Below are 17247 nucleotides of genomic sequence, written 5' to 3'. Positions count from 1 at the left end.
CCTTAACTTGCTTTTAATTCAAATTTAGCTGGATGTAGACCAATTTTTTTAGCTTGCTCTACTAATTCCATAATATCTTCTACTTCTAATTTACGTATATCATCTAAATCGCTAACTTTTGTCAGCATAAAATAAACCGGTTGCATAATATCAATGCGATATTGAGTGCGAAGTACATCTAGAACATCTAGTGGTTTTCTTTCCACTGACTTATCGTTCAAGGCATATTCAGTTTCACTAGGTGAAGACAAAATTCCTCCACCGTATACGCGTAAACCTTTCGGTGTGTTAAGTAAGCCAAACTCTACAGTAAACCAATAAAGTCGAGCTAAAAACACCCTGTCTTCTTTCGAGGCATTTAAACCCATCATGCCATAAGCTTGGGTGTAATTTGCAAACGACTCATTAGTTAACAACGGACAATGACCATATATTTCATGAAATATATCGGGCTCTTGTAAATAGTCGAACTCTTCTTGTGAGCGAATAAATGTAGCTACAGGGAATTTTCTTTCTGATAATAATCTAAAAAACTCACCAAAACCGATTAAGGCTGGCACAGGTTCACAGCACCATCCTGTTGTCGCTTTTAAAACCTCACTCACTTCCCCTAATTGTGGGATACGATCAAGTGGTAGGTTAAGCTTAGTTAATCCTTCATTAAACTCATCACAAGCTGTGTCTTTTACTGTTGAAAGCTGACGAGTAATTAATGCATGCCAAATTTCATTTTCTGCTGTTGTCCATGCAATATTGCCATGTTCATCTGCAACTTTTGAAACGTATTTAGTTGCCTTCCCCATTTTTTTAACCTTACTTTATTCATATCAAATTTATAATTAATTTTGTTTTGATATGTAAACAATTTAGTTGTCACAATAGTAAGGCAACATCAGTAGAAAAAGCACTACCTGGCAAGCGGCTACTTTTTAACCAGAACAATAAATGTGTAACATTTGTGTTACATACAAATGTACAAATATAAAAATAGCTTTAAATTTCAATAGTTAAATTATTTTTTATTGACAAGTGATTGCACTTGGCTAACAACTTGTTGACGTATATGCGCTAATTTTGGCGCATCATCAGAAAAGGGAATAGGTCGACACAAATGCATTGCTTTAAGCCCTAATCGCGCCGTTAACATACCTGCGCCTAAGCCTTGTGCCATTCGTGCTGATAATTTCCCTAATAGCTCTACGCCTAACAAATCGGCACCTAAATCTGCAACTAACTCACTTGCTCCAGCATAAGCCATATTGATAATAACTTGTTTAATGAGTTTTACGCGGCTCCAATAACCCAACTTCAAGCCATATAACGCAGAAATTCTATTTACCAACCGTAAATTTCGCCACAACATCAACAGCATATCAATGATAGCAATGGGACTTAGTGCGACCAAGACTACTGATTCAGAGGAAAATTTTGCAATTTCTTTTAACGCTTTTTGATCTACCTGAGATAATACATTTCGCTCGTACAGCTGAATTATTTCTACGTCACTATACTCTTCAAGATTTAATTTTTGCCACGAGCTATGATCAAACTCAGATAAATCACTAGGTAAGCGCTTTGAAATTTTGTCACATAAGCTTTTGGCATCGACATTCGAGTCTTTTTTGAAAATACTTTGAGCCTGCTGTTGAAGGTTCTCTTGGTATTTAAACTGTCTAAGGCCCGCAAATTCTCGCCAAACAGTTCGGCCACAAACAAGTAATAAACCTGATAATAATATGGCATATAAACTGGCAATAATTGGTGATTGACTGAAACCATTAACAAAAAACTGTACAGCTTCAACCCCGACCAATGTAATAAACACAAGTCCTATCGTTCGCCATAGCCAGCTAGGTTTTTCTGTTTCGATAGTGATATTGTCTTCTACTTTCTCTATTTGTTCGTCGCAAACCCAGTCTTGTTCGTTAACAATAATTTGTGGTGTATTGTCTTTAATTGGCCCGTCATCAACATCAACACTATCAAATAGAATTTGCTGTTGGTATTTTTCTTTATTTTCTATCATTTTAATTTATCCCCAAGCAAAAATTGCAACATTTGATCCATGCGAAGATGCGGTAAACACTCGTCACTACTAACAGACTCAATCGGCGAAAAAGCAATGTAATTGAAAGGTTGCTTCTGCCAGTATTCCAACGTTGGAATACTCGCTGGTACCGCACCTGGAAATAGCGTGATCGTTTGGTCATTACTTAGTTGTCGTCCTTTAATTACAGGAATTGTTTGTCCTTGATATTGGCTTTTGCCCACTTTGGTTGCTTTAACGGATGCAATGGCCAATGTTTTCATTTTAATCGCATCAAAACTCAGTGTTTGCTTAGTTTGAAAAACAAGTTTATTCAATAGAGACACTAAGTTTTCATGTTGTTCAGGTGTGACATGATCCGCTTTTGTCGCAGCAAAAAGTAAACGGTCAATTTTAGGAGAAAACAAGCGCGAGAATATACTTGATTGACCATACTGAAAGCTTTCCATGATCATCGCTATAGCATTTTGCAAATCGGCAAAACTTTCAGGACCTTTGTTTAGTGGCGTTAAGCAATCAGCAAGCACAATTTGTCGGTCAAAATTAACAAAATGTTCTTTATAAAACTTACGTACTACACGTTCTTTATATTCAATAAATCTTGCACGTAACATACCTATATAACAATCATCCTTGGCATTTTGATACTCATTACTATCGATATCATCAAAGCCACTGTAAGGAAAAAACTGTAAAATCGGAGCATCTTCTAGCTCCCCGGAAGTATAAACCGTCCGGGTTGAATAACAGATAAACCAAGTTGATGACGAAAAAGTAACAGTAAATCGGTGTACTCTTTTGATAGTTGCGCTAAAACCGCTTCATCAACACTGGCGAAAGGATCAAATTCGGCTAATTTATCCAAAAAATCTTGAGCGTGCTCGCTTCTTGGTGCCTGTGTAAGCAACATAGTCGTTTGTTTTGACCATTCTTCGAAGGTTAGCGATAACATCGGTAAGTCGAGAAGCCATTCACCCGGATAATCAGTGATATCAATATAAAGTGTCGCTGACTCTGTAGCATATTTAAGAATTGAATCTTTCGGTTGATAACGAACAGCCAACCGTAATTCACTAATACCATTCGTTGGCTTCGGCCATTTGGGTGGCGATTGACATAATGCAGATAGTGCACCGTCATATTCAAACCTAGGTATATGGAGATGTTTTTGTGGTACACGCTTAGCAGCAATGTATCGGCCTTGATGAACAACATTAAAAAAGCTTAGCTGTGAATTACTTCCTTCATTAAGTAACTGATTGACTAATGAAGTAATGAAAGCGGTTTTACCACTGCGACTAAGCCCTGTTACGGCAAGCGTGACATGTTGATCGATAGACCGATTAACAATGTCGCTAGCTTTTTGTTTTAACTTTTCTAACTTCGCTTTATTAATAAGTGCCATACTTAATTACTATCTTTTATGTTTTTCAATATGTTGAAGAGAATAAGAATTACTGATGAACTTTAAAATGACAAGTGATATTTTCAATTACACAATTACTTTAACGTATTTTTCTAAAATTTTTATCTCGTTAACGTCTTTAAACGTTTGTTTGAAGATTATCTTAATAGACGCTATTTAACCTGATAATAGCGATTTTACGCTTTTCTTACAGTACTTGTTTAATTTAATCACTTATATTTTGACAATAAAAAAGCGGCCAGGCCGCTTTAATTTATAACTTATTAATTTCTCGAGAAACGGTAAATTCAGGTGAAGTTACATAACGTTCTATGACTTGCAATTCTAACTCTAAGGTTTGGAATTTGCGTCTAATATCATGAAATGCTTGTTTTGGCGGCTCCCCTGCTTGCCAAATACGAGACTTAACTTTAATCGATTCATTGGTAATATCATCATCAGCATCATATTGCTGCGAGCTTGCTGATTTTTTAGTTTGGTATTGGCTGCCTTGAGCAAAATTGCCTTTGTGGGCATTACCCACATTAGCTGGCTTTTTATCTAAAATAAACCAAGCAGCGATATAAATAACCACAAACCACTGCATACCTAACAATACACCTGAAACGATCAGTATGCGTACCAACCATGATTCCCAACCAAAGTAATCGGCAATGCCTGCACAGACACCAGCTAACTTTCCTTGGCTCGTATTTCTATATAACTCACCTCGGGATTTGCTGGTCATAATTTATTTCTCCACTCCGGTGTTTCAACATCTAAAATAGCTTCAAGAGTTTTAATTCTGTCTGCCATTTTGTCAGCAAGTGCCGATAGCTCAGTTAATTGAATATACTCTTCTTCACTGAAGCCCTGGTTTATTTGGCGTTTACTTCGATAGTGTAGTATTAACCAAATAGGCGCTACGACGACCATAAATATAATGACTGGGGCGATGATAATCTCATCCACAATAATTCTCCTTTAATTTTGTCTAATACAAGACATGCGCAGGTATCGTCTACTTATTTAGTTTTAGCTTCTGATTTCATTTTAGCTTTCAATTGCGCTAATTCATCATCAACTTTATCATCTGATGCTAAATCTGCAATTTCATCTGCTAATGATTTGCTGCCCATATCGTAAGACTCAACCTGTGCTTCTATGTCATCAATTTTACGTTCGTAATGGTCGAAGCGACTCAACGCGTCATTAACACGTTCACTGTCGATGTTCTTTTTCACTTTTAAACGTGAGCTAGCAGTTTTTTCACGCATAATAATCGCTTTTTGACGAGACTTAGCATCTGCTAGTTTGTCTTGTAGCTGCGAAATTTCACTTTGTAGTTTAGCAATATGTCCATCTACATGAGATAACTCGTCGGCCAATGCGCCTGCATTTTCAACACTTTTTTTCTTTTCCATTAACGCTGCTCGCGCTAAGTCTTCACGATCTTTACTTAAGGCTAACTCGGCTTTCTCTTGCCATTGCGCTGCATCAGATTCAAAACGGTTAATTTGACGTGCTAAGTCTTTCTTATCTGCTAATGTTTTTGCTGATGAAGAACGCACTTCAACTAACGTATCTTCCATTTCTTGTATGATTAAGCGCACCATTTTTGCAGGATCTTCTGCTTTGTCTAATAAGTTGTTAATATTAGAGTTAATGATATCTGTGAACCTTGAAAAAACACCCATAATTACTTCCTCATTCAAAAATTTACTTTAATTGTCTTAGCTTTTACTATTCACGTTCTGCGCCAAGTTTTAAAATTAAAGTAAACTACTGATTAGTAATACTTTATTATTAATTAAAAAAAGACTTCTATCTAAGCTGTTAATAAAATACACTATTTGTTAGTGAAAAAAACCAATTATTAGGTCAGTAAATGACACGTTTCAAACAACAAGATAATCTCATTGGTCAATCTAACAACTTTTTGGAAGTGCTTGAGCAGATTTCACAAATAGCCCCTTTAAGTAAACCCGTGCTGATTATTGGCGAACGTGGCACAGGTAAAGAACTTGTTGCTGCCCGTTTACACTACTTATCAAAACGTTGGGATCAAAATTATCTGAAACTCAACTGTGCTGCTCTAAATGAAAATTTATTAGAAACGGAATTATTCGGTTACGACAGCGGCGCCTTTACTGGCGCGAGTAAACGTCATGAAGGTCGTTTTGAACGAGCGGATAATGGCACTTTATTTTTAGATGAAATAGCGAACACTACAGGATTAATTCAAGAAAAATTACTCCGTGTTGTAGAGTACGGTGAATTTGAACGTGTCGGTGGCTCTAGAACGATTAAAACTAATGCGCGCTTAGTAGCTGCAACCAATGAAGATTTACCTTCAATGGCCGCTGCTGGTGAGTTTCGTGCAGATCTGCTAGACAGGCTAGCCTTTGATGTTATTACCCTGCCGCCTTTACGTGAACGTTTAGATGATATTATGGTACTAGCTGAGCATTTCGCTATTAATATGGCGCGTGAACTTGAGTTTGAACTTTTTAGCGGTTTTACTGAAAAAGCAAAGCGTGCCTTACTTGAATATCATTGGCCTGGTAATATTCGCGAATTAAAAAATGTTGTTGAACGTAGCGTATATCGTTGCAACAATCCTCATTTACCCGTACATGAGTTAGTCATAGACCCCTTTGAATCGCCTTATAGACCGTCTAAACGCATTAAAACCCATGATAGAATAAAAGCTACACCTAAACTAGATACAACGGAAACAGCAACGGAGGTTGAACCTCAAGTTAAGTCTGAGGTAAAAACGCTGCCAATTACTGCCTCTTTGCAATTTCCTCTATCACTAAAAGATTTATCACAAAATTATGAAGTTGATTTAATTAAATCTGCATTGGCTAATTGCCAATATAATCAAAAGAAAACTGCTGATGCCTTAGAATTAACCTATCATCAATTAAGAGGCTACTTAAAAAAATATAATCTACTCGACTCAAGTAGTTCAGACGAAGAATAAAGATTCGCTATGGCTTACTCTACAACAACATCTTACAACCTTTTAGCGCTGTTTATGATACTTGTGCTATCTGGATGTGATTCAAATGAAACACTTTCTCTCAGTAAGAAGAGTATTATCTACTGTAGTGAGGGGCCGCCGGAGAGCTTCAATCCTCAAACCGTTTCTTCTGGTACGACAATAGATGCAACCTCCAATCAATTATATAATCGTCTGATGGAGTTTGATCCCTCAGACAATGCAATTATTCCCGCTATTGCTAAGTCATGGCATGTAACACGCGATGGAAAAATGGTAACCTTTTACCTTCGCAAAGATGTTCAATTCCATCAAACTAGATACTTTACGCCAACACGGCCTCTGAATGCCGACGATGTCATTTTTAGCTTCAATCGTATGTTGGATGTAAACCATGAATACCATGAAATTTCTGGTGGCAAATATCCATTTTTTGAGAATGCACAATTAGCTAACCTTATTGATAATATAGAAAAGATTAATGACCATACGGTTCGTTTTCAACTATCGCATTCAGATAGTTCATTTCTCGCTAACATTGGTGGAGATTCAGCCGTTATTTTATCAAAAGAATATGCTGAACAACTATTGCAACTCAATACCATGCAAGAAATAGATATGTTACCGATTGGCACAGGACCATTTAAGTTTAAATGGTACAGCTCTGGCTCATTTATTCGCTATGAACCTCATGAAAATTATTGGCGAGGAAAGTCTGAACTTAAACAACTTGTTTTCGATATAACACCACGAGATACCGGTCGACTAACCAAGTTATTGGCGGGCGAGTGTGATGTTATTGCTTACCCGATTGCACACGAAAAAATTAAACAACATCCTAACTTAATACTAGAATCAGTAACCGCTTTTAATGTGGGTTATTTAGGCTTCAATACCAGCAAACCCCCGTTCAATAATCCATTAGTGCGTAAAGCATTGTCTTATGCAATAAATAAACAAGCTATTCTAGATGCTGTTTATACTGGGCAAGCCGAAATAGCTAATGGTATTATTCCAAACTCTTCTTGGGCTTACGATGCCAGCATACCGAGCCAAGAGTATTCAATTCAAAAAGCACAAGAATTACTCACACAGGCGGGCTATAGCGAAGGATTTGCGATGGATTTATGGGCTATGCCTGTGCAACGTTCCTACAACCCAGATGCTGTGACTATGGCGAAGCTTATTCAGGATGACTTACTCAGAATAGGTATCAAAGTTGATATAGTGTCAGGCTACGAATGGTCAACTTTTTTACGTAAAATTTCAGATGGCGAACATCAAAGCGTACTTTTAGGTTGGTCGGCTGATCATCCAGATCCCGATAACTTTTTTTCGCCCTTACTCAGTTGCTCTTCGGCATTAACGGGGAGTAATAGAACTTTCTGGTGTAATGAAAAATTCGACAAACTTATTCAACGAGCTTTACAAACAAACAATATTAATAAGCGTAAAGTATTCTATTCAAAAGCCTTAGCGTTAATTAATGAAGAAGTACCATTAATTCCTATTGCGCATTCAAAGCGCTTTCAAGCACGAGCAAATAATATACACGGAAAATTGTTACGCGCCATTGGTGGCATTGATTTTAATGGGGTAACAAAAAACTAATATGCTTATATTTACCCTTCGCCGCCTTAACTTATTTATTTTTACAATTTTGTTATTAACAATATTGTCTTTCAGCTTGAGTTTTTTATTCCCAGGTGAGCAACTTATCAATTTAACCGGACAGTTAAATGCTTCACCAGAGCAATTGGCAATTTTAGCTGATGAATATAAACAACAATCAGGGCTAATAAGTCAGTATTTCAGTTATCTTAGTCATTTGTTTAATGGTGAAATGGGCTACTCCATGACAAGCCATTTACCTATTTCAACCGAAATACTTAATCGGTTACCCGCAACAATTGAATTGACCTCTGTAGCATTGCTCGTTGCAATGTTTTTTGGGATTCCCATTGGTTTTTTTGCTGCTATATATCATCGTAAATTACCTGACAACTTAATACTTACCGTTGCGATGCTTGGCTATTCAATTCCGGTTTTCTGGTTAGGCATACTTGCGATACTTGTATTCTCAATTCAGTTGGGTTGGTTTCCATCAGCAGGTCAAATCAGCCTATTATTTGAAATTGAACCTGTTACCGGCTTACAGCTTATTGATATTTTGCTCAGCGACAGTCCTTATAAATGGCAAGCATTTCAAGATGCAACTCGACACCTTATATTACCCGTTATTGTGGTGGCATTAGCCCCAGCCACTATTTTTATGCGTCTGGCTCGCACGGCAATGCTAGAAGTTTTAGACACGCATTACATTAAAGCGGCTAACGCAAAAGGCTTAACCTTTGCTCAGATTATATATCGTCATGCTATGCGTAATGCCTTTATTAAAGTTATTAGAGACGTGGGCTTGCAGTTTGCCAACCTTATAACTATTGCAATGGTTACCGAGGTAATTTTTAGTTGGCCGGGCATTGGGCGTTGGTTAATCGAAAGTATTTATCAACGCGATTACACGGCAATTCAAGGGGGTTAATTGTGCTTTCTACCTTTATTTTTATCGTTCACATTATTATAGATTTTGTTTACGCTGCGCTTAACCCTTTAGCTAGGGAGCCACGTAATGCCACGAGATAAAATATATCAGGAAGAAGAGTTTCCAACACCATTAATGCAACTATGGCATAACTTTAAAGAGCCGCCTGTCGTGCTTATTGGCTTTGGCTGTTTCTTGTTTCTTATTGCACTTGCAGTACTGGCTAATGTTATTACCCCTTATTCTTCAGTAGAGAACCATTTAGATCACTTGCTTTTGCCACCCGCATGGAGTGACGATGGTAATGTGAGTTTTTTACTTGGTACAGACAACCTTGGCCGCGACATGTTATCGCGCTTGATTCATGGTACATCACTCACTTTTGGCTTAAGTATTATTGTTGTTGTTGCATCGTTAGCGATTGGCGTTGTCATTGGCTCACTATCAGCGTTAACTTCTGGTATTAAATCTAGCTTTTTGAACCACTTTCTTGATGTGATCTTGTCAATACCTTCATTATTGTTAGCGATTATCATTGTCGCAATACTCGGCCCAGGTTTAGAAAACACCTTATGGGCCATTATCATGGTATTAATACCGCAGTTTGTACACATAACTCGAAACGCTGTACGCGAAGAGTTTGCGAAAGATTATGTATTGGCATCACGCCTTGATGGTGCGAGTTCACTTCGGCTTTTACGTTATTCTATTTTCCCTAATATAATCGAAAAACTTATTAGCCAAGCAACACTTGCACAATCAGCCGCTATTTTAGATATAGCCGCACTTGGCTTTTTGGGTTTAGGCGCGCCTATTCCAATGCCTGAATGGGGTGCAATGCTAGCTAACGGTATTGATTTATTCTATATTGCGCCATGGACAGTATACCTTCCTGGTTTAGCTATTTTATTTTCGGTTGTAGCGACGAACTTAGTGGGTGAAGGCATGCGCCATGCATTAAAAGTGCGCAAGGAAAACTAATGAATCTAATTGATATACGTAATCTATCTATTGAGCTAAAAACAGCATCAAAACCCATATATGCTGTTGATCGTGTCAACCTCACCATGAAAGAAGGTGAAGTCCGCGGCTTGGTTGGTGAGTCTGGTTCAGGGAAGTCATTACTTGCGCAAGCAATTGTAGGCGTGCTTGATGAAAAATGGCGCGTAGACGCCGATCGCTTTCATTGGCGTGGTAATGACCTCATGCGTCTTTCACCCGCAGAGCGTAAAGCAGTTATATCTAAAGACGTTGCAATGATATTTCAAGAGCCTATGGCGTGTTTAGACCCCACTACGACTATTGGCGAGCAATTAGAGGAAGCGGTAGACTTCGAGCAACTTACTGGTTTTTTTTGGCAGAAACGTCAACAAAGAAAACAAGCCGCAATTAACTTATTGCATAAAGTTGGTATCAAGCAACATGAAGTATGTGTAAAAAGCTATCCACATCAACTCACCGACGCTTTATGTCAACGCGTTATGATTGCAATGGCACTTGCTAGACGTCCAATGCTATTGATTGCTGATGAACCAACCGCAGCGATGGAAAGTACAAACCAAGGCCAAATATTTCGCCTATTGGCGAGCTTAAATCAACTTAAAAATATGTCAATATTATTGATAAGTCATGATTTAGAAAACGTAACACATTGGACAAATACGATTACCGTAATGTACAGCGGACAATTTGTTGAAGCAGGAACAACAGAGCAAATATTTAACCAACCCTATCATCCTTATACACGTGCTTTAGTTGATAGTAGCCCGAGAGCGAATAGGATGATCCCTAGTAAATCTCGTTTAATGACATTGCCTGGCAGTATTCCTATATTACAACATTTACCTATTGGGTGCCGCTTGGGTCCAAGATGCCCTCGTGCGCAACAAAAGTGTGTGGATGCACCAAAAATTAAAAACTTTCATAGTCATCAAGTGAGTTGCCATTTTCCACTTAAGGATAGCTACTCGTGAGTACGGTATTATTACAAGTCAGTAATTTAAGTAAAACCTATAAAGACAAAAATTATTGGTTTAACAAAAAATGTGTCACGGCGTTAGAGCCTATTTCCTTTGATATTATGCCACATAAAACCTTAGCTATTGTCGGAGAAACTGGCTCAGGAAAATCAACCATTGCCAAGTTACTTGTAGGTGCAGAGTTACCTACAACAGGCGATATTCGCTTGAATGGTCAAACCTTAGCTCCTGGCAACTTTAAGCAACGTTGTCAGCACATTAGAATGATATTTCAAGACTCAGGAACAACGTTAAACCCAAGTTTAACCATTGAGCAATTACTTGATGAGCCTTTGCGTCTCAATACCAATCTAGATGAAAGTGAACGCCATCAATTGATAAGAGAAACATTGCAAAAGGTGGGTTTATTGGCAGATCATATGAGCTTTTATCCACATATGTTTTCTGGTGGTCAAAAGCAGCGTATTTCATTGGCCCGAGCAATTATATTACAACCACAAGTTATTATTCTTGATGAAGCATTAGCGTCTCTCGATCCATCTTTACGTTCTCAAATGATTAATTTATTGCTCGATTTACAGCAGCAGATGGGATTGGCATTTATATTAATTTCGCACAACTTAGGTATTGTTAGGCACTTCAGTGATGAAATGATGGTGATGTGTGAAGGGAAAGTATTAGAGACTGGAAAAACAATGGATATTTTGAAAAAGCCAAAGCACAAATACACTAAAAAACTGATCATGAGCCAACGCTTTCAACTATTGAACCATTAACTTGTCTTAACCAAGGAGCTTGAACGCTTTAACGCTTGATCACTTGAAGGGTATTCAGACCGAGTAATTACCTAGCCAGTTACACTGCGACTTAAAATAAAAAGCTATAAAATTAATAACCAGTAATTAAAAACAAAAAACCAGCCAATCGGCTGGTTTTTTTATAAAAGCTTTACAACTAGTATTGCGTAGTTGGCGCCTGTACTTCTTTACGTACAATCTCTGCACCGACTTTAAGTGATTCTACATAACTTAAATAAGACGCTTGTGCTAATTGCTGAGTTAGCTGCTGTGACAAGTTTGGAGAGTCTTTCGCTTCGCCTACCTTGACAGATTGCACTTCAAGTAGCGCCAGATTACCGTTACTTAAATTAACTGTTGTTGCTGATACCGCACCATCATTAGGCTTAGGTAATTTAAACGCTTCACGAGCTAAACTAGCATCTAAGCCACTTCCAACACGTGTAACAGCTGTTTTAGTTTCCATAGTTGCGCCAATAGCACTTAATTGTTCGGTAATATCAGTACCTGACTTAAATGCAGCGAGTAACTCATCAGCAACTGTTTGTGCTTTTTCAGATGCTTTTTTAGCAACCAAAATACTTTTAATTTGCGCACTTACATCAGCAAGCGGTTTAATACTCGCATCTTGATATTCATTCAAACGCATAACGATTGCTAAAGTATCACTTACTTCAATAACATCTGAGTTTAACTGCTCATTAACTACAATATCTGAAAAGGCAGCATCTACAGCAGCACTTTCATTAAAAGGTGCTACATTGGCACCGCGTGTTAACCAACCAGAGGTTTTAACTGTCGCATTAATTGCACCAGCAGCATCGTCTAAGCTATCTGGGAACTCGAAACTTAAACGCGCAACTTCTTGTTGAAGCTCAAAGAATTTATCTTGCGCTTTTTCGCTTTTAGCTTTTTTGACTATATCTTCACGCACTTCAGATAACGTTTGAACGTTTTCAGCTTTGTAGTCAGTAAGTTTAATGATGTGGAACCCAAAATCTGTTTTAACCACTTCACTTACACTACCAACACCTGTTAATGCAAAAGCGGCTTCATCAAAAGCAGCATCCATTACACCAGCGTCAATCCAATCTAAGTCGCCGCCATTTTCACCACTGAAAGTATCAGCTGAATTTTCTTTCGCTAAAGTAGCAAAGTCTTCACCGGCATTTATTTTTGCAAGTAACGCTTCTGTATCGGCTTTAGCTTTAGCTTCATCATCACCAAATTCAATTAGAATATGAGCAACACGACGTTTTTCTTCATCGCGATATTGGCTGATATTACTTTGATAATAAGCTTTAACATCTGCGTCTGTTAACACTACCTTGCTGGCAATGGTATTAACATCAAGCGTAATATAATTTACTTTTACTTGTTCTTGGTTCTCGAAACGTGACTGGTTTTCAAGGTAATAATCATTTACCTCTTCATCGCTTAGTTCGATAGTAGCTTTAAATTGCTCAGCATTAATGGTAGCAAAACGAATATCACGTTCTTGATTCTGTAAAGCTGAAAACATACTTTCTTGGTAAGGTAAGCTAAATTCGCTTGCAACCAATGCCTGAGTTAATTGACGACGTGTCATTTCAGTACGTAAGTAATCGCGAAAATCAGACGATTGGTAAAAACCAGCTTGGTTAATCATCGCTAAGTAGCGGTTGTTATCAAAAACACCGTCCACTTGAAATTCTGGCATATTGCGAATAGTACTTTTAATTCGTTGGTCAGCAACTCGAATGGCAAGCATTTCTGAGTTTTGGTCAATAAGTTTTTGGTTAATTAAGTTATCAACAACGCCCTTACGAAAGTTACTCATGTAGCCAGGATCAGATGATAACGTTTCAAACATTTCACCAAACTGTTGCGCCATACGATTACGTTGTTCTTGATAAGCTTTATTAAACTCATCTTGTGTAATTTTTTCACCATTGACGTCAGCAACTGACGAATCAACTGAATTACTGTAGCTACCAATGCCGGCAACAGCGAAGGTTAAAATAATAAAACCAAGAATAATCTTAGCGGTTAATCCTTGAGAGCTTTCTCGAATATTTTCTAACATCTTTATCTCTTTACACGCGGGTATTTTACTTTCCGGGCGACTTTATCTGCGGTATTAAATTACCGCTATTATACATAAAGTAAATAAAAACTGATGAGTGTATAAAAGTAAAATTTAACTTCTATAGCAAATCAAACAAATTATTTAATTAACTTATATGCTTTAAAATCGCGATATGAACGGGCATGTTAGCCCAATAATTATCAAAATGAAACTCTTTTACTCTAACGCACAAATAACGCTCAAATAAGCATCAATTATGTGTTCAACGTCGCTATTTCATTGTGTTCACCTTCGGATAATCACGACGCACTTTATTGGTTTATTTCTTGTTAAGAATATCGTCCAAATTAGCTTGTTCTTGCACCGACAAGTCAAGCTCATTGGTTTTCAACTTACTGCGCTTTCTTAGCACAAATACCACACCGAGAATAAACCCTAAAAGGATGACAATTGGACCAAACCATAAAATATAGGTTTGCTCTTTCAACGGTGGTCTGTAGAGAACAAAGTCACCGTAGCGATAAACCATAAAATCAATAATTTCCTGATCGGTTTTACCTTCTTGTAACAAGTTATAAAGGTTTTTTCTTAAATCAACGGCAATTTTTGAGTTAGAATCGGCTAAGTTTTGATTTTGACATTTTGGACAACGTAACTCTTTAGAGAGCACTTGAAATCGGACTTTAGTTACTTCGTCATTAAATTCAAAGGTATCTACTGGGTTTGCATTTACACTCGTTAGACCAATAGTACTTAACAGTAAGCAGGCAAATACGTAGCCTAGCATTTGCTTAACCAATAAAGCTTTTTTAATTAGGACGTTATGCATTAAGAAGCACCTTGGGCCATTTCCGTTTCTAATGTTTCAATTAGCGGTAAAAATTCTTTTTTCCATACTTCAGTATTAATAGGTCCAGCAAAACGTTTACGAATAACGCCAGTGTGATCAATCACAAAAGTTTCAGGTGCACCAAATACGCCAATGTCTAATCCCAAAGCTCCTTGTTCATCAAAAATAGAGAATACATAAGGGTCTTTATACTGTTTTAACCAACGCAAAGCTGCACTATGGTCATCGGTAAAATTAAGCCCGTAAAGCTTTATTCGTGGGTCTTTTGCTATCTCAAGTAAGTATGGATGTTCATATTTACATTGAATACACCAAGTGGCCCAAACATTAAGAAGGACAATATTACCTTTTAAATCTTCTCGTCCAACTTTTTGTTCCGTTGCCTTCAACATAGGTAATTCAAAATTAGGTAATGGTTTACCTATCATTGCTGACGGCATCGCTTGAGGATTAAGAAATAATCCTCGATAAAGCAACACACCCAATAAAACAAATAAAATTAATGGTATAAAACGAATAATACTTTTCACTAATTTACGCCTCTTTTAAAACTGCAGGGTTCGATTGTTCAGGGTCTTTCTGTTTTGGTGCTAATACTCGTTTACGATAACGTTTACTTAATATTGCTAAAAAGCCCCCTATCGCCATTAAGAATGCGCCTAGCCAAATCCATACAATAAAGGGTTTATAATATAAACGCATTGACCAAGTGTTTTTATCAAGTGGCTCGCCTAATGCTACATATATATCACGCCATAACGTTGTATGAATGGCGGCTTCTGTCATACCTGAACGTTGTACCTTGTATGTACGCTGTTCTGGTTGCAATAATGTGACAAACTTATTATCAATAGACACCTTAACTTGGCCTTGGACTGCACTGTAGTTTGGCCCTAATATATTTTTAGTGCCGCCAAACTCTATGGTATAACCTGATAAAGTTGTACTTTCTCCAGCAGCCATTTTAACGTTAATTTCTTGTTCATAGGTTGAAACCATAGTCACACCTATCACAGTAACTGCGATACCGGCATGTGCAACTGCCATACCTATATGATTAAGTGGCACGGCTGAAAATTTAAAACTACCATCAACTTGTTTTGCATTATTGAAAACATCTTTAAGCACCGCTAACACAATCCAGCACCCCAGGGTCATTCCAATAAATGCGCTAATGCTAAACTCACCCGCGAAAATAAATGGCCAAGCTGCACCAAAAATAACACTCACAATTGAGATAACATTTAAATGCTTAGATAGCTCGCCTTTACGTGCCTTTTTCCATCTAATAAGTGGACCAATCCCCATAAAGCAGAAAAGCGCAATCATCATAGGAACAAAAACCGCATTAAAATATGGTGCGCCAACTGATATTTTACCTAATCCCATAGCATCAATAATCATGGGATATAACGTGCCAAGTAAAATAGTTACCGTTGCTGTGATCAATATTGATATTGCCACTAGTATCGTATTTTCACGAGAATAAAAGGTGAAACGACTAGGACTACTCACTTTTGCAGCTCTAAAGGCATAAAGTGTCAACGAACCACCTACTGCGATTGCTAATAAAATAAGTAAGTAAAGGCCACGTCCTGGGTCAACGGCAAACGAATGCACTGAGGTAATAACCCCTGAACGTACTAAAAATGCCCCTAATAAATTTAAAGAAAAGGTCAAAATAGCTAACAGTAATGTCCAATGCTTAAATGTATTTCGTTGTTCAGTAACCGCTAAAGCATGAATCAGCGCAGTACCGGCAAGCCATGGCATAAATGAAACATTTTCAACAGGATCCCAAAACCACCAACCACCCCAACCGAGTTCATAATATGCCCACCAACTACCTAGTGCGATGCCTACAGATAAAAATGACCAAGCAGCAACGGTCCATGGACGAGACCAACGTGCCCACGCTGCATCCATTTTACCTGCCATTAAGGCTGCGATAGCAAAAGCAAACGCGACTGAAAAACCAACATAACCCATGTATAGCATTGGCGGGTGAATGATTAAGCCTATATCTTGTAACAGAGGGTTTAGATCTTGGCCTTCTAGCGGGAAGTTTGGTAATAATCGCTCAAAAGGGTTAGAAGTGAGTAAGGTAAAAAAGATAAAGCCAACCGCTATCATGCCCATTATCGCTAAAACACGTGCAACAAACTCTTTTTCGAGTTGCTTACTATAAATACTAACCGCAAATGTCCATAAAGTTAGAGAAAAAATCCATAACAGCATTGAGCCTTCATGCCCGCCCCAAACCGCACTTATTTTGAAGTAATAAGGTAATAAACTATTTGAATGGTTAGCAATATATTTGACCGAAAAGTCATCAACAGTAAAACTATAAGCTAATAGAAAAATACTAATACCAACAAATAAGAATAAGCCAAAACTTAGTGGCTTAGCACTATTGATAAGTTGCTGATTATTTCTCGCTACACCGATAAGTGGCACTATGCTTAAACATAATGCGAAAGCTAACCCGATAATGAGTGCGAAATGGCCGAGCTCTGGGATCATGATAATTCCTGTAAATCAATGTTAAAACA

The 17247-nt window shown here is 37.7% G+C and carries 15 protein-coding genes and 1 pseudogene; 6 read left to right on the top strand and 10 right to left on the bottom strand.

Annotated features, from left to right (window positions below):
• Positions 1-2 precede the first annotated feature (2 nt).
• The 6 genes and pseudogenes from phhA to pspA all read right to left on the bottom strand — a co-directional run bounded on the left by phhA (position 3) and on the right by pspA (position 5149).
• Positions 3-803: a phenylalanine 4-monooxygenase gene (gene phhA / locus DBO93_RS04725; RefSeq protein WP_108455295.1), complete on the bottom strand. Its 801-nt coding sequence runs from the start codon at positions 801-803 to the stop codon at positions 3-5.
• Between the two features lie 209 nt (positions 804-1012).
• Positions 1013-2026 carry a TIGR01620 family protein gene (locus DBO93_RS04720; RefSeq protein WP_239059114.1) on the bottom strand — a complete coding sequence of 338 codons (1014 nt, stop codon included), beginning with the start codon at positions 2024-2026 and terminating at the stop codon, positions 1013-1015.
• Positions 2023-3452: pseudogene (locus DBO93_RS04715) on the bottom strand (YcjX family protein). The gene DBO93_RS04720 and the pseudogene DBO93_RS04715 overlap by 4 nt, the downstream one beginning before the upstream one ends.
• A 274-nt stretch (positions 3453-3726) precedes the next feature.
• Positions 3727-4200, bottom strand: a complete 474-nt coding sequence (gene pspC, locus DBO93_RS04710) for an envelope stress response membrane protein PspC (protein ID WP_108455293.1) — start codon at positions 4198-4200, stop codon at positions 3727-3729.
• Positions 4197-4424 carry an envelope stress response membrane protein PspB gene (gene pspB, locus DBO93_RS04705; RefSeq protein ID WP_108455292.1) on the bottom strand — a complete coding sequence of 76 codons (228 nt, stop codon included), beginning with the start codon at positions 4422-4424 and terminating at the stop codon, positions 4197-4199. The genes pspC and pspB overlap by 4 nt, the downstream gene beginning before the upstream one ends.
• Before the next feature lie 53 nt (positions 4425-4477).
• On the bottom strand, positions 4478-5149 hold the full coding sequence (gene pspA, locus DBO93_RS04700) for a phage shock protein PspA (RefSeq protein WP_108455291.1): 672 nt from the start codon (positions 5147-5149) through the stop codon (positions 4478-4480).
• A 191-nt stretch (positions 5150-5340) separates the two neighbouring features.
• Here pspA and pspF point away from each other — a divergent pair, with 191 nt between their 5' ends.
• From pspF to DBO93_RS04670, 6 genes are all read left to right on the top strand, one after another.
• Positions 5341-6441 (top strand): phage shock protein operon transcriptional activator, encoded by a 1101-nt coding sequence (gene pspF / locus DBO93_RS04695; protein ID WP_108455290.1) that lies wholly within the window; start codon positions 5341-5343, stop codon positions 6439-6441.
• A gap of 9 nt (positions 6442-6450) precedes the next feature.
• Entirely contained in the window at positions 6451-8070 is a 1620-nt protein-coding gene (locus DBO93_RS04690; RefSeq protein ID WP_108455289.1) for an ABC transporter substrate-binding protein, read from the top strand.
• 1 nt (position 8071) lies between these two features.
• Positions 8072-9001, top strand: coding sequence for an ABC transporter permease subunit (locus DBO93_RS04685; protein ID WP_239059113.1), 930 nt, complete (start codon positions 8072-8074; stop codon positions 8999-9001).
• Between the two features lie 87 nt (positions 9002-9088).
• On the top strand, positions 9089-9982 hold the full coding sequence (locus tag DBO93_RS04680; protein ID WP_108455288.1) for an ABC transporter permease subunit: 894 nt from the start codon (positions 9089-9091) through the stop codon (positions 9980-9982).
• Positions 9982-10974, top strand: a complete 993-nt coding sequence (locus DBO93_RS04675) for an oligopeptide/dipeptide ABC transporter ATP-binding protein (protein WP_108455287.1) — start codon at positions 9982-9984, stop codon at positions 10972-10974. The genes DBO93_RS04680 and DBO93_RS04675 overlap by 1 nt, the downstream gene beginning before the upstream one ends.
• Positions 10971-11756 (top strand): ATP-binding cassette domain-containing protein, encoded by a 786-nt coding sequence (locus DBO93_RS04670; RefSeq protein ID WP_108455286.1) that lies wholly within the window; start codon positions 10971-10973, stop codon positions 11754-11756. The genes DBO93_RS04675 and DBO93_RS04670 overlap by 4 nt, the downstream gene beginning before the upstream one ends.
• Positions 11757-11934: 178 nt before the next feature.
• Here the strand turns inward: DBO93_RS04670 and DBO93_RS04665 are convergent, their stop codons facing one another.
• The 4 genes from DBO93_RS04665 to DBO93_RS04650 all read right to left on the bottom strand — a co-directional run bounded on the left by DBO93_RS04665 (position 11935) and on the right by DBO93_RS04650 (position 17218).
• Positions 11935-13842, bottom strand: a complete 1908-nt coding sequence (locus DBO93_RS04665) for a SurA N-terminal domain-containing protein (protein WP_108455285.1) — start codon at positions 13840-13842, stop codon at positions 11935-11937.
• Between the two features lie 322 nt (positions 13843-14164).
• On the bottom strand, positions 14165-14674 hold the full coding sequence (locus DBO93_RS04660) for a cytochrome c-type biogenesis protein (RefSeq protein WP_239059112.1): 510 nt from the start codon (positions 14672-14674) through the stop codon (positions 14165-14167).
• Positions 14674-15225, bottom strand: a complete 552-nt coding sequence (locus DBO93_RS04655; protein WP_108455284.1) for a DsbE family thiol:disulfide interchange protein — start codon at positions 15223-15225, stop codon at positions 14674-14676. Before DBO93_RS04655 ends, DBO93_RS04660 begins: the two co-directional genes overlap by 1 nt.
• 4 nt (positions 15226-15229) lie before the next feature.
• A complete protein-coding gene (locus DBO93_RS04650) occupies positions 15230-17218 on the bottom strand; it encodes a heme lyase CcmF/NrfE family subunit (protein WP_108455283.1) in 1989 nt (662 codons plus the stop codon).
• Positions 17219-17247: the final 29 nt, after the last annotated feature.

This window comes from Colwellia sp. Arc7-D, assembly GCF_003061515.1.
In the GTDB taxonomy this organism is placed as follows: domain Bacteria; phylum Pseudomonadota; class Gammaproteobacteria; order Enterobacterales; family Alteromonadaceae; genus Cognaticolwellia.
Note: the sequence above shows the minus strand (reverse complement) of the source record. Positions and strands in the feature narration are given on the sequence as shown.